Genomic DNA, 20,957 nt, shown 5'->3' with positions numbered 1-20,957 from the left:
TTCTGGGTTGAAAAAACGGGGCGGTGGCTCAGAGCAAGCCGGATCGTTTGACGGCGTGGTAGCGGTTGACCAGGGCCACGGCCAACTGGCCAGGCTCCACGTCGACCGACAGGGCGTCGTTGCCCACCACGCGGCGGAAGGCATCGCGGCGGGCTTGTTCGAACAGGTGGGCCCCGGCAACCTCGGTGGCCTGGGCTGGGGTGCCGATGGGTTGCTCGGCCACCTCGCGCAGCACCCGTTCGCGCAGGCTGGCCACCAGCACCAGGTGCCGGCCGCGCAACAGCTTCAAGGCCGGTTGCAGTTCGGCGGAATCCTCGTCCCGGAAGTTGGTCAATAGCACCACCAGGGCGCGCTTGTGCTGCCGGCGCAGCAGGTCTTGCGCGGCCAGCAGGTAGTCGGAGTGCGTGGCGTCGGGTTCGATGTCGTGCAGGCGGGCCATCAGCGCATTGAGGGTGGATGATCCTTTGCGCGGCGCAAAGTGGCGTTGCTGGCCAGGCGCCGTGCCGAAGGTCATCGCACCGACTTCGTCGCCGTCCTTCAGGGCCACGTAGCTCATCAGCATCAATGCATTGAGCGCCTGGTCGAAGTGGCTGCCATCGGCGCTGACGACACCTTCGTCGGCCCGCATGCGGCGGCCGCAATCCATCAGGAAGAGCACACACTGGTCACGTTCATCCTGGAACTCGCGCACGATGGGCCGGCCATGGCGCATGGTGGCTTTCCAGTCGATGTGGCGAATGGGATCGCCGACCTTGTAGTCCGTGAGTTGCTTGAAGTCGGTGCCCATGCCGCGCTGGGCGTAGGTCTTGATGCCGATCTGCGCCAGGCGCCGGTCCCCGGCCAGCCAGGCGTAGCCGGCCACGGCGGCGAAGTTGGGGTAGACCTGCAGGCTTTGGGACTGGCCGAGCGTGCGCAGGGTCTCGAAGCTGCCCCACAGGCTGCTCATCCTCACTTGGGTGAGGCCGAAGTGCACGGTGCCGCGCCGTCGGGGAGTGACGGCGTACTGGAGGTCGATCTGGCTGTGGGCGGGCACGTCCGCCCATTGCGGCAGGCCCTGGAAATCGAGCTTGGGATCGACTTCGTCGAACACCGCCACCCGCCAGGGCCGCGGGCCCTCGTTGACCAAGGTCAGGCTCAAGGGGCGTTGGACGCCGAGGGCCAGGGCGTGGGGCAGGGTTCGTTCGACGCGCACCGGCGATCGACGCCAGGCGCGTTCGCTGCGCCACAGGTCGAGGATGGCCCAACTGGCGGCGACCACCGTGAACGTGCCAGAGGCCAGGCCCACGGCGCCCAGCGGCACGCCGGCCACCAGAGCCACGGCGCTGGCCAGTGCGGCGCCGGTCAGCGCGATCACGGCCGGGCGACTGGGGATCAGGGTCCAGCTCATCGGCAATCCAGCGCCATCACAGGCGAGGGGCTTCGACGCTGTCGAGCGCGTCGGTCAGCAGTTCATCGACGCGGCGCCCTTCGAGCTGGGCATCCGGGGCCAGCATGACGCGATGGCGCAGGGCCGGCAGCACGTGGCCCTTGATGTCGTCGGGGGTGACGAAGTCGCGGGCTTGCAGCAGGGCCGAGGCGCGGGCCGCGCGCACGAGGGCGATCGCGCCGCGCGGACCGGCGCCCGACGAGAGGCCGGGCCATTGGCGGGTGGCGCGCATGATGCGCACGGCGTAGTCGGCCACGCGCTCGTCGGTCCGCACGAAGGAGGCCATCTCCTGCAAGGTCAAGACCAGCCGTTCGTCCAGGCGCGCTTCGATGCCGTCCAGCGAGAGCTGGTCGCCGATCTGGCGTTCGGTGGCGCGGCGGATGATGGCGGTTTCTTCCTCATGGGTGGGGTAGCCGATGTCGATCTTGAACAGGAAGCGGTCGAGCTGGGCTTCGGGCAAGGGGTAGGTGCCTTCGGTGTCGATCGGGTTCTGCGTGGCCATGACCATGAAGGGCCGTGGCAGCTTGAGGGTCTGGCCTTCCAGCGTGACCTGGTACTCCTGCATCACTTCGAGCAAGGCGCTTTGGGTCTTGGCAGGCGCGCGGTTGATTTCGTCGGCCAGCAGCAGGTTGGTGAACACCGGGCCGCGGTGCACCCTCAGCGCGCCGATGCCATTGGCCGATTCGCCACGCGCGGCCGTGTCGAACACCGAGTGGCCGGTGATGTCGGAGGGCATCAGGTCGGGCGTGAACTGCACCCGGGCGTACTTCAGGGTCATGGCCTTGGCCAAGGTGCGGGCCAGCAGCGTCTTGCCGAGGCCGGGCACGCCTTCGATCAGGACATGGCCGGAAGCGACGAGGGCGACCAGGGTCTGGTCCACGGCCTCGCGCTGTCCCACCACGGCCTTGGACAATTCGGTTCGCAGGCCACCCAGCAGTTCGGCGGCGCGGCTCAGGTCTTCAGGTTTGATCTGCATGTCGGGCTTTCATCGGCTGAGTGGGTTGTTCAGGCTCCGGCGTGCTGTTTCCAGCAGCTCGAGCGTGGGCGGCAGTTCGCGGTCGGATCGTTTGAGTCGGCGGTCCAGGGCCCGGGCCAGCGTGTCGGCGTCGAGTCCCGTCGCGTGGGCGATGGCCTGGGCGCGGGCGCTGCGCTCCAGTCGGGCGTAGTGGTGCAGGCGGCCTTGCGCGGCTTCGTCCAACGCGCGAACCTGTGCTGCGTGCAAGGCATCGGCGCCGTGGTGCGTCAAGAAACGGGCGGTGCCCTTGACCTGTTCGGCCATGGAGCGGCGTCCCGGCATGGCGGGTGTGGCGAGGGGGCCGAAACGCACGGCGCCACGCCACAGCGCGGCGGCCAGCGCCAGCAGACCCATGAGCACGGCCACCCAACCCTGGTCCCAGATCCAGGCCAGCAAAGGAGGCCGGGCTTCTTCGGAGACGAACCAAACCTCGCCGCCGCGGTGGACTTGCAGTGCGGCCATGGCCAGCAAGGTGTTGTCGCCTTCAAGGACATGGTCGTTGAAGAAGAGCTTCGAACTGGTGATGACCGTGACCTGGCCTTTGCCCAGCGCCACCCGCACGGCGTCGGGGCCGCGCTGGTGCTTGAGTGCCCACTCGGCTTGGACGGCCCACGTCACGGCGGCGGGCATCTTGATCCGTGGATAGCCCCGGCCACCGCACAGCTTGTAGGCACGCCGCACGCCGTAGGCTGGCGCCACGCCTTCGGGTTCGATGACCTCTTCGCACGCCGGGGTCTTGCGCTTCTTGTCGGCAGGTGGGGCGGAGGAGGCGGGAACGCTGGCCGCTTCCTTGGCGCTCTCCGGTGCGGTCCCACCTTCTTCCTCGTCATCCTCGTCCTCGTCGTCGATCCGCCGGATGGGCAACCAGGCCTCCAGGCGTTCGCTGTAAAGCATGTCGGCACCGATGACGAGGTGTCCGCCGTTCTTCACCCATTCGCGCAGCATCCGTTCGCGCTCCGGGAACAGGTCCCAATGCCAGGAACTGAGCATGAGTGTGGCGTGGCGTGGCGGCATGGCGGCCAGTTCCTTGGGGCGGACCACCTTGCCGCCCAACTGGCGAACCACCTGTTGGGTGGCGTAGAGCTCATTGGTCAGCGCTTCGCCCTGGCGGGGCGTGGGCACATCTTCTGCGACCCATTCGGTGCTGTTGGCCACCCAGGCGCCCAGGGCCAGCAGCAACGCCAGCAGCAAGACCTTCAGCAAGTGTTCGAACTTCAAGGCGCGGCCTCCGTCGAGGGGCCTTGGCCGAGGTGCTGGTCGAAGTCATCGCACAACGCCAGGACCTTGGCCGACTCGGGCATGCGCGCACCATAGACCGCGAGTTGCCACGCGGCCACCAGCCTGGCGAAGAAGTCACCGTGGCGGGGTGCCAGGTAGCGGGCGGTCAGTCGAACGCATTCGCCTTCGGTGCTGGCAGCGCGGATGGGCACGGCATGGTCGTGAACCAGCCTGGACAAGGCGCCCCGGTACAGCAGGGACAATGCCCGGTGGTGTTCGCCACCTTCCCACAAGGCCCGAGCCGTGGCGCCGATCTGATCGGGCAGGCTTTCAGGCCGGATGTCCAGTTCGCGCACATGGCTGGGCAGGTGACGCAGGGTCTTGGCCGCCACCGTGTCAGCGCGCACCCGGATCCAATGCCTCAACCCCACGATGAACAAAGCCACCGCCAGGGCCCCCAAGGCCCAGATCACGAGTCGCCCGGCTTCGGCGACCCAGCGCGCCAGCCCGACCAGCCACGAGGGCGGCGGCTCGGACTTGGCGGGCTTGGCCTTCCAGGGTTCGAAGTCCTTGAAGCGCAGCTTCTGTTCCTTCTTGGTGCCCCCGAGGTTCGGGTCTTTCTGAACCTGGTCGTGGGCGGCTTGCACTTCATCGCGCGACGGTGTGGGGGCGTTCTGGCTGAAAGACGACCCAGCCCCTGCCGACAAGGCCAAGGCCAACAGGGCGGCGCGCAGGGTGTTCATGGCTGGCTCAGGCACTGAACGCACGCCGGAACTCCTGTTCGATGTCCCAGGCTTCGAGTTCGACCCGGCGGTTGAGGTACATGGCGAAGCCCGCGGCCACGTAGAACGGTTCGAGCACGAACACGACGCTGGCATAGCTCAGCGTGCCCAGCAAGGATGCCAGGAGGTGGTCGGATCCGGCCATCCACTGGAACAGCCCCAGGCCCCCGCCATTGGGCACCAGCCACACGAGCACGCCCACGAGGCCGATGTTCAGCACCATCTCGGCGGTGGAGAACATGCTGTGCATCAGGCTCGCCTCCCAGCGCTGGCCAGACAGCAACTGCTCGCTTCTTTGGCGCAAGGCCTTGCCCGACTGGCCTTCAAGCTGGTAGATGGGTTGGGTGAACGATCGCCAGGGCGACAACCGGCGGAAAGTCAGGGTGCGGGGCAACTGTTGCCACCAGACGCTGGAGCGGGCTTGCCACAAATCACTGAAGCTGGTGGCCTGGCCGAACAAGGCGCGCGACAGCACGAACAGCACGCTGCGGTCCAGCCAGGGCTTGAGCCAGAAAATCATGACGCCGGGAAGCCAGGAGGCGATCTCGACCGTTGACAGCGCCAACAGCAGGACCACGGCCATGACCGGCCCGCAAGTGCGCCACACGGAGCGCGCGTGGGTCTGGACCATGAGCACGCCCAGGTCGGCGGCCTCGGACATGGCACGTGGGCGCAGTTCGACTGTGAGGGCGTCAATCCGCATGAACGCTCCTGGCGGGGCGGCCTTGCCAGCCCAGGTAAGCGATCACCAGGGCCCAGCACGCGGCACCCACGCCGTACTTGACGCCGGGCGCCACCCATCGGGCCGATGACCAGAAAGCCTCGACCGCCGCGGCGATCAGCAGCAGGCCCATCACGCCGTACACCACGGTGATGGCATCCTTGGCCGCCAGCTTGAGCGATTCGAGGCGCGTGTGGCGGCCCGGCGAAAGCAAGGCGTGGCCAAGCCGAAGCCCCGCAGCCCCGGCCAGCACGATGGCCGTGAGTTCGAAGGCCGAATGCGTCACCACGAAGGAATAGAACGTTTCTGAATGGCCACGCGCGGTGAGGTAGCCCGCCACCGCGCCAATGGATTGGCCGTTGAAGACCAGGAAGAACAAGCTGCCCAAACCCCAGAACAGCCCGCTCGCGAAGCACTGGAAGCCGATGCCGATGTTGTGCTGGATGTAGTAGCCGAACATCTGCCAGTCGGTGGAGGCGCGCCGCTGGTGGCCGATGCCCCGGTCGCTGTCGCCGTACATGCTGTCGAAGTTCTGGACTTCGTTGGCGTCCATCAGGTGAAGCACGAAGCCTGGGTCGCGGTAGGTGGCCCAGCCGATGGCCAGCAGCGGCACCACGAACAGCAAGGTGGCGGCCAGCAGGTACCAGCGGTGGCCCCGCACGCTTTGCGGAAAGTCCACCAGCACCAGTTGCTTGAGCCGCGCCACGCCATAGTCGTGCTGGCGGTAAATGAGCCGGTGGCCCCGCTGGGTCAGCGTCTCCAAACGGTGGGTCAGGTGGATGGGGTAGGCGCGGGCCTGGGCCAGCGCCAGGTGTTCGCAACTGCGGCGGTACAGCGTGGCCACGCGGGCGCCGTTGGCGACGGGTGGCGGAGGCTGGCCTTGTTTGGCTTTCTGGGGCTTGCGCTTGCCTTCGAGCAGGTCGAGCGCGGTCTCCAGTTCGGTCCACGCGGCCGCGTGCATCTTCTCAAACTGAAGCGGCGTCATGGCGTGCCTCCGGGGCGGTGGCCCAACAACCACTGGGCCACGCCTTGCAAGCGCCGAGTGGCATCGTGCTCGCCACGGGCATGGGGGCTCGCGTCCCGGCCGGTCACGGTGTCGGCGATCATCGCCAGTTCATCCAGCCGGGCAGGGGTCAGGCGGGCGGAACGACCGGCCCAGGACACGATGGCGGCCTGCTCGCGGGGCGACAGTTGGCGGGCGGGGGGCATGGCCGGTGCCGCCAGCGGCGTGCCATGCAGCTGGACCGTGTGGTGGTAGACCACCAGGGTGCCGGCCGCCAGGTCGCCCAGTCGCTTGAAGTCGCGCCGCGTCAGCATGGAGAGCATGGCGGCGGCGTAGGCCAGGGGCAGGAAGTCGGCGGCGCGCAGCAGGTTGCGGGTGATCGACGCTGCGGGCGTGACCGGCAGGCCGGAGTCCATCACGACTTGCAGGTTCATCATGCGCTTGCCTGGCGTGGCCCCGGCCTTGGTCAGTTCGAAGACCACCGGGTAGAACCATTCCAGCGCGAAGTACAGCACCATGAGGAAGGCCGAGCCCACGCCACCCATGGGCCTGGCCAGCAGGGCCGCGAAGAAGAAGATGACCAGGCGGATGCCGGCGTCGGCCAGGTAGGCCCATGAGCGTGCCATGACCCCGGCAGGGCGCAGGGACAGGGCGATGCCTTCTGGCGTCTCGGCGGTGTAAAGCGTGTCCAGCGACATCAGGCCTTGATCACGGTGTTGTCGGTGCGCCCACTGGCCATGAATTGCCCCTCCCGAGCATTGCTTTGTGGATTGATCTTAGCAGTCGTCGGTGTGGTCAAGCCGTCACAGTCAGCGTCCGTGTTGCGTACCAATGCTCGAAGTCTTCGGCGGGCATGGGCCTGGCGAAATGGTATCCCTGGCCAAAGTCGCAACCGGCCTGGGTCAGCAAGCTTCTCTGCTCGTCGGTCTCCACCCCTTCGGCGATGACCTGCATGCCCAGTTCGTGCGCCATCAGGATGATGGCCTTGCACAGCGCCAGGTTCTTGGACGCCGGAGCGAGGCCGCGCACGAAGGCCTGGTCGATCTTGAGGAAGTCGATGTCGAACTTCTGCAGGTAGGACAGCGAGGAGTAGCCGGTGCCGAAGTCGTCCAGCGAGACCCCGATGCCGGCCTGGCGCAGTTCCACCAGTTGTTGGCTCACCTCGGAGCTGGCGTCCAGCAGCAGGCCCTCTGTGATCTCGACCACCATGCTGCGGCCAGGCAGGCCGAGCTTGCGCAAGTGCTCGAACCAGTCCTGCAAGGTGTTGTCCTGGCTGCGGAACTGCACGGGTGATTTGTTGACGCTGATCTGGAAGTCGGCTTGGTGGCGTGCGCGCCAGTCCCTGGCCTGAGCGGCGGATTGGCGGAACACCCAGTCGCCGATCTCGTTGATCAGGCCGCTGGACTCCGCGATGGGGATGAAGATGGCGGGACTGACCAGGCCGCGCGTCGGGTGTTGCCAGCGGATCAGGGCTTCGGCCTTGTGGACGCGGCCGGTCTGCAGGTCGACGATGGGTTGGTAGAAGACCTTGAACTCTTCGTTGGTCAGGGCTTGGCGCAAGTCGTTCGTCAGGCGCACGCGGGTCTGGGCGGCCTCTTGCAGCGCTGGCGTGAAGTAGCTGAAGCGGCTGCGCCCGGCGTCCTTGGCCACGTACATGGCCTGGTCGGCCTGCTTGAACAGGTCGTCGATGTCGGTGGCATCGTCCGGGTAGAAGGTGATGCCGATGCTGGCCGACACGTAGGCGCGTTCGTGGCCGAGCTGAAAGACTTCGGCCAGCACGGCGATGATGTCCTGGGCAATTTGCTCCACGCGGGGCAGGCTGTCCAATTCGGGCAGGACGACCGTGAACTCGTCGCCCCCCAGTCGGGCCACGGTGTCCGAGTCGCGGATGCAATGGCGGATGCGGTGGGCGGCTTCCACCAGCAACAGGTCGCCATGGTCGTGGCCCAGCGTGTCGTTGACTTCTTTGAAGTGGTCCAGGTCGATGAACATCACGGCCACGGACTGGCCATCGCGTTTGCACTTCTTGATGTCTTGCTCGAGCCGGTCGCGCAGCATCTGGCGGTTGGGCAGGCCGGTCAGGCCGTCGTAGTTGGCCTGCTGCCAGATCAGCGCTTCGGTCTGCTTGCGGCCACTGATGTCGGTGTGGGTGCCGATCATGCGCAGCGGCGTGCCGTCCGCTTCGCGGCTGATCACCAGGCCGCGCGTCAGGAACCATTTCCAGCTGCCGTCCATGCAGCGCACCCGGTGTTCGTTGACGAAGGTCGGGGTGGCGCCGGCCAGGTGGGCGTCGCGGTCCTGGTTCAGGCAGGGCACGTCGTCGGGATGGACGAACTGGAGCATCCGGTCGAGCTCGTCGGGAAACTCATCGGCAGCGTAACCGCACATTTCCTTGAAGCGGGCAGACAGCAGGACCTGGCGGGTCTTCAGATCCCAGTCCCAGACGCCGTCGCCCGTGCTTTCGAGGGCGAGCTTCCAGCGGGCCTCATTGGCCCGCAGCGCCTCTTCCGACAGCTTGCGCTCGGTGATGTCGACGATGACGCCATTGCGGACGGAGCCGGCGGCGGGGTCCGTCACCCGCGACGAACTCAGGTGCAGCCATTTCTGGGTGCCGTCCGCCAGCACCACCCGGTATTCGATGTTGACCGGCGCGTGGTCCTGGCGGGTGCTTTTCTGGACGGCCTTGATGCGTTCCAAGTCGTCGGGGTGGATGAAAGAATGCAGCAGGTCGGGGTCGGCCAACACGGCTTCGGGGTCGACGCCATACAGGCTCCGGACACCCGGGCTGATGAAGCGGTACTGGCGTTCGCCACTCGGCGTCACCAGCACCCGGAACACCGCGCCGGGCACCTGCGAGGTGATCTGGCGGAAGCTTTCCTCGCTGGCCCGCAGCAAGGCTTCGGTTTTCTTGCGCTCGGCGATGTCGCGCCCCACGCGTTCCAGCGATTTTTCAAGGCCCCGGAGCAGGGCGGCGCAGGAGATCGCGATCAGCGAGTCGACGAACATGAAGTTCGCCGTGATGATGGCCCACTTGGTCAGGGACTGGCCTTGGAAGCCAGGCACCTGGAAATCGGCATTGGCCAGGTAGCCCACGACCAGCAGCGTGACGCCATCCACCGCCAGGGCGAACAAGGCGGCGCGCAGGCCCAGCAGCAGGGCGGCCATCACGGGGAAGGCCATCAGGTAGATCTGGCTGACCGGCCCGATGGTGACCAGCAGCACCAGGCCAACCGCGTACAGCACAGCCAGCAGGCTCCAGGCCCGGGTATGAAAACTGAGTGAGCGTTGCCGCCAGACGAACACCACCCAGGCCAGCGCAAGGAAATCGACCAGCGCGATGGCGGCCTGGCCTTCTTTCCAGGCTTGCAGGATGCTGGGCACCGCCGTCAGCGTGCCCATGACCAGGGCCACCATCAGGATCGCGGTGAGCAAGCGATCGCGCCAATCGTGGATGTCCAGCGGGGCTGTGTCAGCTCCGAGGAATTTCCGGCGGATGGTTTGGCATGCGCTCACTGGATGGGCCCTTGGACGTGGTGATCGGCGGGGCGTGCCTGCGCGCATGGAAGCGAGGCCCGTGCCAGCCCTGACTTTTTCTTCGGGCCGTGCGGTATTTCGGTCAAGGGGCGCGGAACTTGAGCCAGGCGGCCACGTTGGCCTTATTTCACCAGGCGATTGAATTCATCCGCGTTGAATTGCTCGGTTTTCTGGGCATCGCAGGGCAGGCAGTCGCGGCCGGCTTCGGTCTTGGCCTCGCCCGCGAGCTTTTCGATGGCCTGCCAAAGGAGGGCGATCTGGTGTTCGTGCCCGGAGGCGTGGTCGATCAGGCCACGCATCGCCTGCGACAAGGGGTCGTCGCCCTCGGTGACGCCATAGGCCGAAAAGCCGAGGCGCGCGGCCAGGGCTTCACGTTCGGCCTGCCTGGCGTCGAGCACGGTGGCCTTGGCCACGATGATGCGGGCAGGGTTGCCCACCGCGGTCGCGCCGGGCGGCACCGCCTTGGTCACCACGGCGTTCGAGCCCACGCGGGCGCCGTCGCCCACCATGAATCCACCCAGAACCTGCGCATTGGCGCCAATGATCACGCCCTTGCCCAGCGTGGGGTGGCGTTTGGTGTCCTTGTTCAGCGAGGTGCCCCCCAGGGTCACGCCCTGGTAGATGGTGCAGTCGTCGCCGATCTCGGCGGTTTCGCCCACCACGACACCCATCCCGTGGTCGATGAAGACGCGGCGGCCGATGCGGGCCCCAGGGTGGATCTCGATGCCCGTGAGAAAGCGGTTGTAGTTGGAAATGAAGCGGCCTAACCACTTCAAGCCATGCGCCCAGCACCAATGGGCCGACCGGTGCATGACCAAGGCGTGAAGGCCGGGATAGCAGGTCAGGACCTCCCAGGCCGTGCGGGCGGCAGGATCGCGTTCAAGGATGCATTGGATGTCTTCTCGCAGACGGGAAAAGAGCATGGGGGGCTTTTCTTATGATTTATTCAACTGAGGTCAGCAGTTTAGCGTTCCAGCCCAAAGTCCGCTTGACGGGCAAGGCTTCAGTTGTCCGGCAAATCGCCGATAAAGGCTGACGTGCCATGCATTGGCCGGGACCCCCCTTGGAATGGCCTTGCACGACCCCGCACCACCGACGATCCGCCCGTTTCGCGAACCCGAGCGCGCCAGCCATGGTGCGGCGGCGGCCTCCGGCTTGGCGCTGGAAGAGGTGATCGGACGAGGGCAGCGACGTTTGAATTTCCCCCCGGCGTTGGAAGCCGAATTCGAAGCCGACACGGTGGGCTCTCGCAGGCGCTTGCTGATCATCTGCGGGATGATCGGCATGGCAGGCATTTGGTTCGGCACCGACATCGTCGTCAAGATGGTGCCCGAAACCGCCGAACTGACGATCCTGACGCAATACCTGCTGCTGGCCATGGCGGTCGTGTCGCAGGCGGTCTCGTGGTCGATCCCAAAGACACGCTGGAAAAGCCAGTACTTCGAATTCATCACCACCTTGAACACCATGGTGGTGGGGGCGGTCGCGGTGTGGGGCACGTCCATGAGTCAGCGCGACGGCATCTTCACGCATTCGGCCGTGGTGATCGGCGTCGTCATGTACGCAGGCATCGCGGCGCGCCAGCGCTTTCGCTGGACGTTCGCCTCGTCCACGCTCACTTTCATCGGCTATTGCCTTTTCACCAAGGCGAACACGCCGCTGCAGCAACTCATCGTGCACGGCAACATCCTGATGCTGGCATTGGGCCTGGCGTTGACCTTGGCGGCCAGCTATGGCTTCGAGTTCCGCGAGCGCCGTGCCTGGCTGCTGCGCCAACAATCCAGGGTGACGCAGGCCAGCTTGACCCAGGCCAGCGAGCAGTTGCGCGAACTCTCGGTGCGGGACCCGCTGACTGGTTTGCACAACCGCCGGCATTTCGACACCGCGCTCGACCAGGCCTTTGTTCAGGCCAAGGCCCCGGATCAAGCCGTGGCCATGCTGATGATCGATGTCGATTTCTTCAAGCGTTACAACGACTGCCATGGGCATCCGGCCGGCGACGCCTGTTTGAAGGCCGTGGCCAAGGTCCTGTACGACATCGCGCTGGCGCACGATGGCGTGGTGGGGCGCCTGGGCGGTGAAGAATTCGGCATGCTTTTGCCGGGCCGTTCGACAGAACAGGCCCTGACCGTGGGCCAACAGGTGTGCGAAGCCGTCCGGGCCGCAGGCATCGAACACCGAGGCTCCCCCGTCGCATCACGGGTGACGGTGAGCGTGGGCGCGGCGGCCGTTGGTGCTGGCCAGGGGGCATCGCCCCATGGCCTGGTGCAGGCGACGGACCGGGCCTTGTACCGGGCCAAGGACGAGGGACGAGACCGGGTGCTGGCGTGCGCCGAGGGCGTGCCACTTCAGGTGGAGGCGCCGGTGGTGCAGCCTCCTTCACGCCAGGTCGACGTCCCTTCCTCGGTCCAGGGCGCTGAGGAGATCAAGGCCCTGAACCGGGTGCTGGCGCGGGGCTTGCGCTGGTTGTTCTTCCCCAAGAGCCTGGAAGCCATCTACCAGCGCCAGAACCTGGAGGAGCGCAAACGCCACCTCATCATGGCCTCGGTGCTGGGGGTGTTGACCTTGAATGCCTACACCTTCGCCAGCCAGGCCATGTACCCGGACGTGGCTTCGGAAGTGATCGAGGCGGTGTTCGTGCTGGGCCTGGTCATCATCGTGGCCGTGGGTGGCAGCGCTTTCATCACGATGAAGGCCTGGGTGCGCGAATCGCTGTACGCCCTCGGCACCTCGGTGGTGAGCGTGATCCTGGTGAAAGCCTTGGCGCAGAGCCAGGCGTTTACCGTGTTTGGCTACGCGGTGGCACTGTTCCTGGTGCCCATGTTCGCCTGCGTGGTGGCCCGCCAACCGTTCTGGTTCGCCTTGGTGCCGACGCTGGTGACCATCGGCAGCCTTGCGCTGTTCAAGCCGGGGACCGAGCTCGAACGCCTGGTCATGGAGGACACGGCCACCATCGTGATCAACGCGACCATCTACACCTTGATCGCGGCCTACACCTTGGAACACGGTGCCCGAAAGGAATGGCTGCTCAACCGGATCAGCCTGCGCCAGCATGAGGAACTGGAAGCCACGACCCGGCACTTGCACGAGTTGTCGGTGAGCGATCCATTGACCGGCCTGTCCAACCGCCGCCAGTTCGAGGTCGACTTCGGTCGAATCTGGGCGGAGCGTGCGGCCACCCACCAGTCCGTGGGACTGCTCATCGTGGACGTGGATTTCTTCAAGAACTACAACGACCGCCACGGCCACCCCGCCGGTGACCGGTGCCTGCAGCAGATCGCCCGGATCCTGTCCGAGCTGGCGACGCGGGAGCGGGGCTCGGCCGCGCGCCTGGGCGGCGAAGAGTTCGCCATCCTGCTGCCAGGCCGCACCTTGGCGCAGACCCTGCGGGTTGGACAACAGGCTTGCGAAGATTTGCGGCACGCCCGCATCGAGCATGGCTTTTCAGCGTCGGTGCCCTGGGTGACGCTCAGCGCAGGGGCCGCCAGCCTGGAGGCGGGCGCGTCCGACGGCTTGCACGGTTTGCTGAAGTCGGCAGACTGTGCGCTTTACCAGGCCAAAAGCGCGGGCCGCAACCGCGTGGGACCGGTGGATTCGGCGCGCCAGGCGCAGGCGCTGGCGCCGGCTGGCTGATCCCATTTCAACGGGGCGGGGCGGCGGGGACGCCGTGCTTGGGCGGCGTGCTGTCCAGCATGGCCTTGGCCACGCCACGCAGGATGTGGACTTCTTCCTGGCGCACCTGCGCCCGGTTGAACAGCTGGTTCAGCCGGGGCATCAGCTTCTTCGGGGCCGCCGGGTCCAGGAAGCCGAGGTGGACCAGCGCTTTTTCCCAATGTGAAAGCAGGCCCTGCACCGCGGCACCGTCGGCCAGTTCGGGATCGGGCGTGCGCGCCTCGACCTCAAACCCGCCCAGCGCCTGCCGCCATTCATAAGACAGCAACTGCACCGCCTGCGCCAGGTTGAGCGAGCCATAGCCGGGGTTGGTGGGGATGCTCATCACCGCGTGGCAGCGGTAGATGTCTTCGTTGGACATGCCATGGCGTTCACTGCCGAACACCAGGCCCAGACGATGCTGGGGCGTGTTGGCCGCCAAGGTCGCGAAACCTTCGCGGGGCGTCAAGGTGGGTGGGCCGAAGTCGCGCGGCGTCATGGCCGTGCCGATGGTGAAGGTGACCCCATCCAGGGCTTCTTCCAGTGTGTCGACCACGCGGGCCCGCACCAGGATGTCGGCCGCGCCGCTGGCCAGGGCCACGGTGTCCTCCTGGATCAGCACGTCTTTGAACCGAGGCCGCACCAGCACCAGGTCGTGGAAGCCCATCACCTTCATCGCCCGCGCCGTCGCCCCCACATTGCCGGGATGGCTGGTGCCGATCAGGATGAATCGGGTCGGATCAAGGCGGTCTGGGATTGAATTCATGGCTTCAAGAAAGTGCACCAAGTCCTTCATTCAATGGGGATTTCGCTTGAAGAGGGGGTGCAAAACGCGAGAGGGATCGATACAATGGAGGATTGTCCATCGTTCTTTGATCACTGCTGCGCGTCTTCTGCCATCGCCTGTCCGGATTTTGCCGGGTGGGTGGCCATTGTCTTTTTGGTTATCAAGGTCTGTCCATGTCCCAAGCCCTGCATCCCATGCTCAACATCGCCATCAAAGCTGCACGTGCGGCCGGGGCGATCATCAACCGGGCATCGCTCGATGTGGAGCGCCTGACGGTCACCTCCAAGGCGCACAACGACTTCGTCACCGAGGTCGACCAAGCGGCAGAACACGCGATCATTGAAACGCTCCTTGAAGCGTATCCGGGCCATGGCATCCTGGCCGAAGAATCCGGCAGCCAGCACGGCGCCAAGGACAGCGATTACGTCTGGATCATCGATCCGCTCGATGGCACCACCAATTTCATCCACGGCCTGCCCATGTACGCCGTGTCGATCGCGCTGAGCTTCCGTGGCCAGATCCAGCAGGCCGTGGTCTACGACCCGAGCCGCAACGACATGTTCTACGCCTCCAAGGGCCGGGGCGCCTTCCTGAACGACCGCCGCCTGCGCGTGTCCAAGCGCACCCGCATGCTCGACAGCCTGATCGGCACGGGCTTCCCCTTCCGCAAAGGCGACAACTTCCAGCGCTACCTGAAGATGTTCGAAGAGGTGATGGCCGCTTGCGCGGGCGTGCGTCGTCCGGGCGCCGCCTCGCTCGACCTGTGCTACGTGGCCGCCGGCTGGTACGACGGCTTCTTCGAGACCGGCCTGAGCCCCTGGGACGCCGCCGCGGGTGCCCTGATGATCACCGAGGCTGGTGGCCTGATCGGCAATTTCACGGGCGAGTCCGACTTTTTGTACCGCCGCGAAGTGGTGGCCGGCAGCCCGCGCATCTATGGTCAACTGGTCAAGATCCTGGCGCCTTACAGCACCATCCCCGAGCAATTGGCCAAGGAAGCCGCCGCGCTGGCGGGCGAAGAAGGCGAGGCCGCGGCCAGCGAGGCCGTGCTCGGCGTTCTGAAGCAGTCGGCCAACGAAGCCCCCCCCACCCGCACGCGCATCAAGGCCACGCCCCGGACCTTCGACCGCTTGCGCGAAGAAGGCGGTTCCGGCAACCGCTGAAAGGCGTTGCCACATCGATTGAATCTTGCAGGGTGGGCAGGGAAGCATGACTGACAGCAGCAAGGACTTCAGCGGCCACACGCCGATGATGGCGCAGTACTTTCGCCTGAAAGCGGAGCAGCCCGAGACGCTGCTGTTCTACCGCATGGGTGATTTCTACGAGCTGTTCTTCGACGACGCTCGCAAGGCCAACCGCCTGATCGACATCACCCTGACCACGCGCGGGCAGTCGGGTGGCGAGCCCGTCGTCATGGCGGGCGTGCCCGTCAGTGCGCTCGACGCCTACCTGGCCAAGCTGATCAAGCTGGGCGAATCGGTGGCCATCGCCGAGCAGGTGGGCGAGGTCGGCGTCAGCAAGGGGCCCGTCGAGCGCAAGGTGGTGCGCGTCGTCACCCCCGGCACACTGACCGACACCGAACTGCTGAACGAACGCGCCGACGCCTTGCTGGTCGCCGTGGTGCTTGAAAAGCGTGGCCGCGCCAACGGCCCGGTGCGTTGTGGCCTGGCCTGGCTGGGCCTGTCCAGCGGCAATTTGGGCCTGAGCGAATGCGCCGAGCGTGAACTGCCCGGCTGGTTGGCTCGCCTGCAGCCGGCCGAGCTGCTCTACGACCGCGACCGCACCCCCGCCGGCTTGCAGACGTTGTTGAGCCAGACCCGCACCACGCTCACCTCGCGCCCCACTTGGCAGTTCGACAGCGCCCTGGGCCAGCGCAAGCTGTGCGAGCAGCTCAAAGTGGCCAGCCTGCAGGCCTTCAACGCGCAAGACCTGACGCTGGCCCACGCCGCCGCCGCCGGCTTGCTGAGCTACGCCGAACACACGCAAGGCAGGGCACTGGCCCACGTCGCCAGCCTGGACGTGGCCCGCGCCAGCGACCTGCTGGAGCTGCCGCCCGCCACCTTGCGCAACCTGGAATTGACCCAGACCTTGCGCGGCGAAGACTCTCCCACGCTGCTCTCTCTGCTCGATACCTGCCGCACCGGCATGGGCAGCCGCACCCTGCGCCACTGGCTGACGCACCCGCCGCGCGACCGCGCCATCGCCCGTGAACGTCACGATGCCGTGGCCTGCCTGCTGCAGCCCGTGTCGGCGGAACAGGGCCACGAGCCCCTGCGCGAATCCCTGCGCAGCCTGAGCGATGTCGAGCGCATCACCGCCCGCGTGGCCCTGCGCCAGGTGCGCCCGCGCGAACTGGCCGGCCTGCGAGACACCCTGCTGGTGCTGCCCGAACTGCGCCAACGCGTCCCCGGCATTGCCGAAGGCGAGGGCGCCTGTTCCGCCCTGCTGCAAAAGCTCCACGCCGCGCTGCAACCCGATCGCGGCATCGCCGAAGTCCTGCAGCACACCTTGGCCGAAACCCCCGCCGTGTTGCTGCGCGACGGCGGCGTCATCGCCACGGGCGTCGACCCCGACCTGGACGAACTGCGCGCCATCTCGCAAAACTGCGATGCCTTCCTGCTCGACCTGGAAGCCCGCGAACGCGCCCGCACCGGCATCGGCAACCTGCGCGTGCAGTACAACAAGGTGCACGGCTTCTACATTGAAGTCACCCAAGGCCAGGTGGACAAGGTGCCCCTGGACTACCAGCGCCGCCAAACGCTCAAGAACGCCGAGCGCTTCATCACGCCCGAGCTGAAAGCGTTCGAAGACAAGGCCCTGTCCGCGCAAGACCGTTCCCTGGCCCGCGAAAAGTGGCTCTACGACCAGTTGCTGGACACCCTGCAGCCGCACCTCGGCGCCCTGAGCGCCCTGGCCCGCGCCTTGGCCTCGCTCGACGCCCTGGCCGCCCTGGCCGAACGCGCCGGCACCCTGAACTGGACCCGCCCCGAGTTCGTCAACCACCCCTGCATCGAGATCGAGAAAGGCCGCCACCCCGTGGTCGAGGCGCGGCTGATGGAAACCAGCGGCGTCACCTTCATCCCCAACGACTGCCGCCTGGACGCCAACCACCGCATGCTGGTCATCACCGGCCCCAACATGGGCGGCAAATCGACCTTCATGCGCCAGATCGCGCTGATCGCCTTGCTGGCCGCCATGGGCTCCTACGTGCCGGCCTCCAGCTGCCGCCTGGGCCCGGTCGATGCCATCCACACCCGCATCGGCGCCGCCGACGACCTGGCCAATGCCCAGTCCACCTTCATGATGGAGATGACCGAGGCCGCGGCCATCGTGCATGGCGCCACCGAGCACTCGCTGGTGCTGATGGACGAAATCGGCCGCGGCACCTCCACCTTCGACGGCCTGGCCCTGGCCGGTGCCATCGCCAGCCAGTTGCACGACAAGAACAAGGCCTTCACCTTGTTCGCCACGCACTATTTCGAGTTGACGGCGCTGCCCGAAAAGCACCCGCGCGCCGTGAATGTGCACGTGGGCGTGGCCGAGTCGGGCGACGACATCGTCTTCCTCCACGAACTGCAGCCCGGCCCGGCCAGCCGCAGTTACGGTGTGCAAGTGGCCCGCCTGGCGGGCATGCCACATGCTTTGATACGTCAGGCCCGCGCCACGCTGGAAGCATTGGAAGCCCAGCAACGCCATGCTGATGACCAGATCGACCTGTTTGCCGTCTCGGTAGCATCGGACCCCATACTCGATGCACACGATGGATTGGCCCTCGCGCCTTCACCGGGCGAGGCTTTGACCCCTGCAGAAGCCGAGACTTTGACCATGCTCGCCAGCATCGATCCTGATACGCTCACCCCACGCGAGGCGCTCGACGCCTTGTACCGACTCAAATCCGTCAGTTCATCATGACCTACTGTGTTGCCATGCGGCTCAATGCCGGGCTGGTTTTCCTCTCCGACTCGCGCACCAACGCGGGGCTGGACCAGATCAGCACCTTCCGAAAAATGACGGTCTACGAGCAGCCCGAGGACCGGGTCATCGTGATGCTGTCCGCGGGCAACCTGGCCATCACCCAGGCCGTCAAGCAATTGCTGGGCACCGAACAGATCGAGGGGCCGGATGGCAAGGCCGTCACCCTGTGGAATGCCAAAAGCATGTTCGACGTGGCCCGCATCGTGGGCAGCGCCATCCGCAAGGTCTACGCGCGCGACGCCGAGGCCTTGAACGATCACGGCATCGACTTCAACTGCAACCTCATCATCGGTGGGCAGATCAAGGGCGAGACCATGCGCCTGTTCAACGTCTACGCGGCCGGCAATTTCGTCGAAGCCGGCATTGATGGCGTGTGCTACTTCCAGATCGGCGAGTCCAAGTACGGCAAGCCGGTGATCGACCGCGTGGTCACGCCACACACGCCTTTGCAAGAGGCGGCCAAGTGCGCCCTGATTTCGATGGACTCGACCCTGAAGTCGAACCTGTCGGTGGGCTTGCCGCTGGACCTGATGGTCTACGAGGCCGATGCCTTGAAGGTCGACAAGCTCATCAACATCGACGACACCAACGCCTATTTCCGCATGATCCGCAGTTCATGGGGGCAGCGCCTGCGCCAGGTCTTCGATTCGATCCCCGATCCCAGCTGGAGCGGCGACCAGCCTGACCTGTCGACGCACACCAGCCCGTCGTCGCAGCTTCAGGCCATGAACCCGCTGACCAAGATCCAGGCGCCGGGTTAAAAAAAAAGCCAGCCCCTTGCAAAACGAGGCTGGCTTTTTCCATGGGCGCCGGTGAAGGCGCTTCACAGGAACATCACACCCGGCGATGCGCACCCGACAAACGGTGCAGTGTGTTCACCAGCGTGTCGACTTCACCCGTGGTGTTGTAGAACGCCAGCGAAGGCCGCACCGTGGCTTCCAGCCCGAAACGACGCAGGATGGGCTGCGCGCAATGGTGACCTGAACGCACGGCAATGCCCTCCTTGTTCAAGGCCGCGCCGACCTCTTCGGTCTTGTAGCCCTGCAAGGTGAAAGACATCACCGAAGCCTTGTCCTTGGCGGTGCCAATCAAACGCAAGCCTGGCACGTCCTTCAGCAGGCGCGTGGCATAGACCAGCAACTCGTGCTCATAGGCGCCAATGGCATCGATGCCCAGGCGCATCACATACTCCAGCGCCGCACCCAGGCCCACCGCGTCCGCGATGTTGCCCGTGCCCGCTTCGAAGCGGCCCGGGGCATCGTGGTACTCGGTGTGCTCGAAGGTCACGTCCTTGATCATGTTGCCGCCGCCTTGCCATGGCGGCGTCTCGTTCAGCAAGGCCTCCTTGCCGTACAGGGCGCCAATGCCTGTCGGCCCGAAGATCTTGTGGCCCGAAAACACGAACCAATCGCAATCCAGCTCGATGACATCGGAGCGCATGTGCGACACCGATTGCGCGCCATCCACCAACACCCGCGCGCCAGCACTGTGCGCCATCGCCACCATCTGCTTGGCCGGCGTCACCGTGCCCAGGGCATTGGACACCTGCGTGAACGACACCAGCTTGGTCCGAGGGTTCAGCAGCTTGGCGTATTCGTCGAGCAGGATTTGGCCATCGTCGTCCACCGGGATCACGCGCAGCTTGGCCCCCGTGAAGGCGCACAGTTGCTGCCAAGGCACGATGTTGGCGTGGTGTTCCAGGTGGCTGACGATGATCTCGTCGCTCTGCTTGATGTTGGCCCGGCCCCAGCTTTTGGCCACCAGGTTGATGGCCTCGGTGGTGCCCCGCACGAACACGATTTCGTTCACCGAACGGGCGTTCAGGAACTGGCGCGTGGTCTCTCGGGCGCCTTCGTAGGCATCGGTGGCGCGGGCCGCCAGCTCATGCGCCGCGCGGTGGATGTTCGAATTCTCGTGCTCGTAGAAGTACGAGACCCGGTCGATCACCGACTGCGGCTTCTGCGTCGTGGCCGCGTTGTCCAGCCAGATCAAAGGCCGGCCATTGACACGCTCCTTGAAGATCGGGAAATCCCGGCGCACCAGGTTCACGTCGAAGCCATTCGACAGGCCCAGTGAGGGCTGCGCCACCATCGGCTCGGGGCTGAGCCCCGGCACATTGAGGCCTGCCGGCTGCTTGAAACCCGCGTGCTCCAGGAAGTAGTACGCAGGGCCACCCGATGAAGGTGGCGCCGACAGCGCCGCACCCGGTGAACGTGGCGACAGCAAAGCCTTCAACTCCGCGTCCGTCGGCAGACCGAAGTCCGTCGGGTTGGCCACGGGCAGGCTGTAGCTTTGGCCGTGCGAGCTGGCCAGCGGGTTGTTCAGGCTGGGCGACGCGGGCACGGCGGCCGCCGACACGCCCTGTGCGCTGGGCTGACCGACACCATGCGCCGACGCACCCAGCGGAACATCGCCGGTCAGGTGCGGTGGCACGGTCGGGGCCGGCGTCACGGGCAGCGAGCGTGGGATCGACGGTGAAATCGCAGGCGTTTCGGGCAAAGGCGTCCCCACCGTGGCGGCTGCTGCACTGGGCAGGGCCGAGGTGGCGCTGGGCACCAGCCCCGGCGAGAAGCCGAAGTCCGGCGAGCCCGTGGGCACGGAGCCGTCTGCCGGGATGCCCGGCACCTTGGGTTGATGAGCTTGGGCCGCGCTCAGGTGCGACAAGCCGGAGGGCAGACCGTTCGTCCCCGGCACGCCGCTGGGCAGCGCCGAGAAAAACTGGTTCGCCAGCTTCGAGAGTAGCTCTACATCCGGCAGGCCCAAGCCGGCGACAGGATCACTTGTACTCATGGTACTTGCCGATCTCGACGTCTTCCAGCACGGCGATCGAGTCATCGGTCAGCAC

The 20,957-nt window shown here is 66.1% G+C and carries 15 protein-coding genes; 4 read left to right on the top strand and 11 right to left on the bottom strand.

Annotated elements, in window-relative coordinates; genetic code table 11:
• Positions 1-28: 28 nt before the first annotated feature.
• From ACREB4_RS17790 to cysE, 9 genes are all read right to left on the bottom strand, one after another.
• Positions 29-1,387, bottom strand: coding sequence for a DUF58 domain-containing protein (locus tag ACREB4_RS17790; protein ID WP_431589580.1), 1,359 nt, complete (start codon positions 1,385-1,387; stop codon positions 29-31).
• 16 nt (positions 1,388-1,403) lie between these two features.
• The gene (locus tag ACREB4_RS17785) at positions 1,404-2,402 is read right to left on the bottom strand and encodes an AAA family ATPase (RefSeq protein WP_431589579.1); all 999 of its coding nucleotides are present in this window, start codon (positions 2,400-2,402) and stop codon (positions 1,404-1,406) included.
• 9 nt (positions 2,403-2,411) lie between these two features.
• Positions 2,412-3,659, bottom strand: a complete 1,248-nt coding sequence (locus tag ACREB4_RS17780) for a DUF4350 domain-containing protein (protein WP_431589578.1) — start codon at positions 3,657-3,659, stop codon at positions 2,412-2,414.
• Positions 3,656-4,402, bottom strand: a complete 747-nt coding sequence (locus tag ACREB4_RS17775) for a DUF4129 domain-containing protein (RefSeq protein WP_431589577.1) — start codon at positions 4,400-4,402, stop codon at positions 3,656-3,658. Before ACREB4_RS17775 ends, ACREB4_RS17780 begins: the two co-directional genes overlap by 4 nt.
• A gap of 7 nt (positions 4,403-4,409) precedes the next feature.
• A complete protein-coding gene (locus ACREB4_RS17770; RefSeq protein WP_431589576.1) occupies positions 4,410-5,144 on the bottom strand; it encodes a hypothetical protein in 735 nt (244 codons plus the stop codon).
• On the bottom strand, positions 5,134-6,147 hold the full coding sequence (locus ACREB4_RS17765) for a stage II sporulation protein M (RefSeq protein ID WP_431589575.1): 1,014 nt from the start codon (positions 6,145-6,147) through the stop codon (positions 5,134-5,136). The genes ACREB4_RS17770 and ACREB4_RS17765 overlap by 11 nt, the downstream gene beginning before the upstream one ends.
• Positions 6,144-6,863: an RDD family protein gene (locus ACREB4_RS17760; RefSeq protein ID WP_431589574.1), complete on the bottom strand. Its 720-nt coding sequence runs from the start codon at positions 6,861-6,863 to the stop codon at positions 6,144-6,146. The genes ACREB4_RS17765 and ACREB4_RS17760 overlap by 4 nt, the downstream gene beginning before the upstream one ends.
• A 97-nt stretch (positions 6,864-6,960) precedes the next feature.
• Positions 6,961-9,678: a putative bifunctional diguanylate cyclase/phosphodiesterase gene (locus tag ACREB4_RS17755; RefSeq protein ID WP_431589573.1), complete on the bottom strand. Its 2,718-nt coding sequence runs from the start codon at positions 9,676-9,678 to the stop codon at positions 6,961-6,963.
• A gap of 143 nt (positions 9,679-9,821) precedes the next feature.
• Positions 9,822-10,622: a serine O-acetyltransferase gene (gene cysE, locus ACREB4_RS17750; protein ID WP_431589572.1), complete on the bottom strand. Its 801-nt coding sequence runs from the start codon at positions 10,620-10,622 to the stop codon at positions 9,822-9,824.
• Between the two features lie 145 nt (positions 10,623-10,767).
• Here cysE and ACREB4_RS17745 point away from each other — a divergent pair, with 145 nt between their 5' ends.
• A complete protein-coding gene (locus ACREB4_RS17745) occupies positions 10,768-13,332 on the top strand; it encodes a diguanylate cyclase (protein WP_431589571.1) in 2,565 nt (854 codons plus the stop codon).
• A gap of 7 nt (positions 13,333-13,339) precedes the next feature.
• On the opposite strand, the gene ACREB4_RS17740 is transcribed toward ACREB4_RS17745, so the two are convergent.
• Positions 13,340-14,116 carry an RNA methyltransferase gene (locus tag ACREB4_RS17740; protein ID WP_431589570.1) on the bottom strand — a complete coding sequence of 259 codons (777 nt, stop codon included), beginning with the start codon at positions 14,114-14,116 and terminating at the stop codon, positions 13,340-13,342.
• A 194-nt stretch (positions 14,117-14,310) separates the two neighbouring features.
• On the opposite strand from ACREB4_RS17740, the gene ACREB4_RS17735 reads away from it, so the two are divergent.
• Genes ACREB4_RS17735 through ACREB4_RS17725 form a run of 3 tightly spaced genes read left to right on the top strand, consistent with a single transcriptional unit; the run spans position 14,311 to position 18,873 of the window.
• A complete protein-coding gene (locus ACREB4_RS17735) occupies positions 14,311-15,300 on the top strand; it encodes an inositol monophosphatase family protein (RefSeq protein WP_431589569.1) in 990 nt (329 codons plus the stop codon).
• 46 nt (positions 15,301-15,346) lie between these two features.
• Entirely contained in the window at positions 15,347-18,049 is a 2,703-nt protein-coding gene (gene mutS, locus ACREB4_RS17730) for a DNA mismatch repair protein MutS (RefSeq protein ID WP_431589568.1), read from the top strand.
• Positions 18,046-18,873: a peptidase gene (locus ACREB4_RS17725; protein WP_431589567.1), complete on the top strand. Its 828-nt coding sequence runs from the start codon at positions 18,046-18,048 to the stop codon at positions 18,871-18,873. Before mutS ends, ACREB4_RS17725 begins: the two co-directional genes overlap by 4 nt.
• Positions 18,874-18,946: 73 nt before the next feature.
• On the opposite strand, the gene ACREB4_RS17720 is transcribed toward ACREB4_RS17725, so the two are convergent.
• Positions 18,947-20,902: a family 2A encapsulin nanocompartment cargo protein cysteine desulfurase gene (locus ACREB4_RS17720; RefSeq protein ID WP_431589566.1), complete on the bottom strand. Its 1,956-nt coding sequence runs from the start codon at positions 20,900-20,902 to the stop codon at positions 18,947-18,949.
• Positions 20,903-20,957: the final 55 nt, after the last annotated feature.

The organism is Aquabacterium sp., assembly GCF_050725395.1.
In the GTDB taxonomy this organism is placed as follows: domain Bacteria; phylum Pseudomonadota; class Gammaproteobacteria; order Burkholderiales; family Burkholderiaceae_C; genus Aquabacterium.
The sequence above is the reverse complement of the archived record's forward strand: the minus strand, read 5'-3'. Positions and strand labels throughout refer to the sequence as shown.

Coding starts and splice junctions, on each gene's coding strand:
- ACREB4_RS17725 (WP_431589567.1), top strand. CDS start 18,046: ATGACCTACTGTGTTGCCATGCGGCTCAATGCCGGGCTGGTTTTCCTC.
- mutS (WP_431589568.1), top strand. CDS start 15,347: ATGACTGACAGCAGCAAGGACTTCAGCGGCCACACGCCGATGATGGCG.
- ACREB4_RS17760 (WP_431589574.1), bottom strand. CDS start 6,863: ATGTCGCTGGACACGCTTTACACCGCCGAGACGCCAGAAGGCATCGCC.
- ACREB4_RS17735 (WP_431589569.1), top strand. CDS start 14,311: ATGTCCCAAGCCCTGCATCCCATGCTCAACATCGCCATCAAAGCTGCA.
- ACREB4_RS17740 (WP_431589570.1), bottom strand. CDS start 14,116: ATGAATTCAATCCCAGACCGCCTTGATCCGACCCGATTCATCCTGATC.
- cysE (WP_431589572.1), bottom strand. CDS start 10,622: ATGCTCTTTTCCCGTCTGCGAGAAGACATCCAATGCATCCTTGAACGC.
- ACREB4_RS17720 (WP_431589566.1), bottom strand. CDS start 20,902: ATGAGTACAAGTGATCCTGTCGCCGGCTTGGGCCTGCCGGATGTAGAG.
- ACREB4_RS17765 (WP_431589575.1), bottom strand. CDS start 6,147: ATGACGCCGCTTCAGTTTGAGAAGATGCACGCGGCCGCGTGGACCGAA.
- ACREB4_RS17785 (WP_431589579.1), bottom strand. CDS start 2,402: ATGCAGATCAAACCTGAAGACCTGAGCCGCGCCGCCGAACTGCTGGGT.
- ACREB4_RS17790 (WP_431589580.1), bottom strand. CDS start 1,387: ATGAGCTGGACCCTGATCCCCAGTCGCCCGGCCGTGATCGCGCTGACC.
- ACREB4_RS17770 (WP_431589576.1), bottom strand. CDS start 5,144: ATGCGGATTGACGCCCTCACAGTCGAACTGCGCCCACGTGCCATGTCC.
- ACREB4_RS17775 (WP_431589577.1), bottom strand. CDS start 4,402: ATGAACACCCTGCGCGCCGCCCTGTTGGCCTTGGCCTTGTCGGCAGGG.
- ACREB4_RS17745 (WP_431589571.1), top strand. CDS start 10,768: ATGGCCTTGCACGACCCCGCACCACCGACGATCCGCCCGTTTCGCGAA.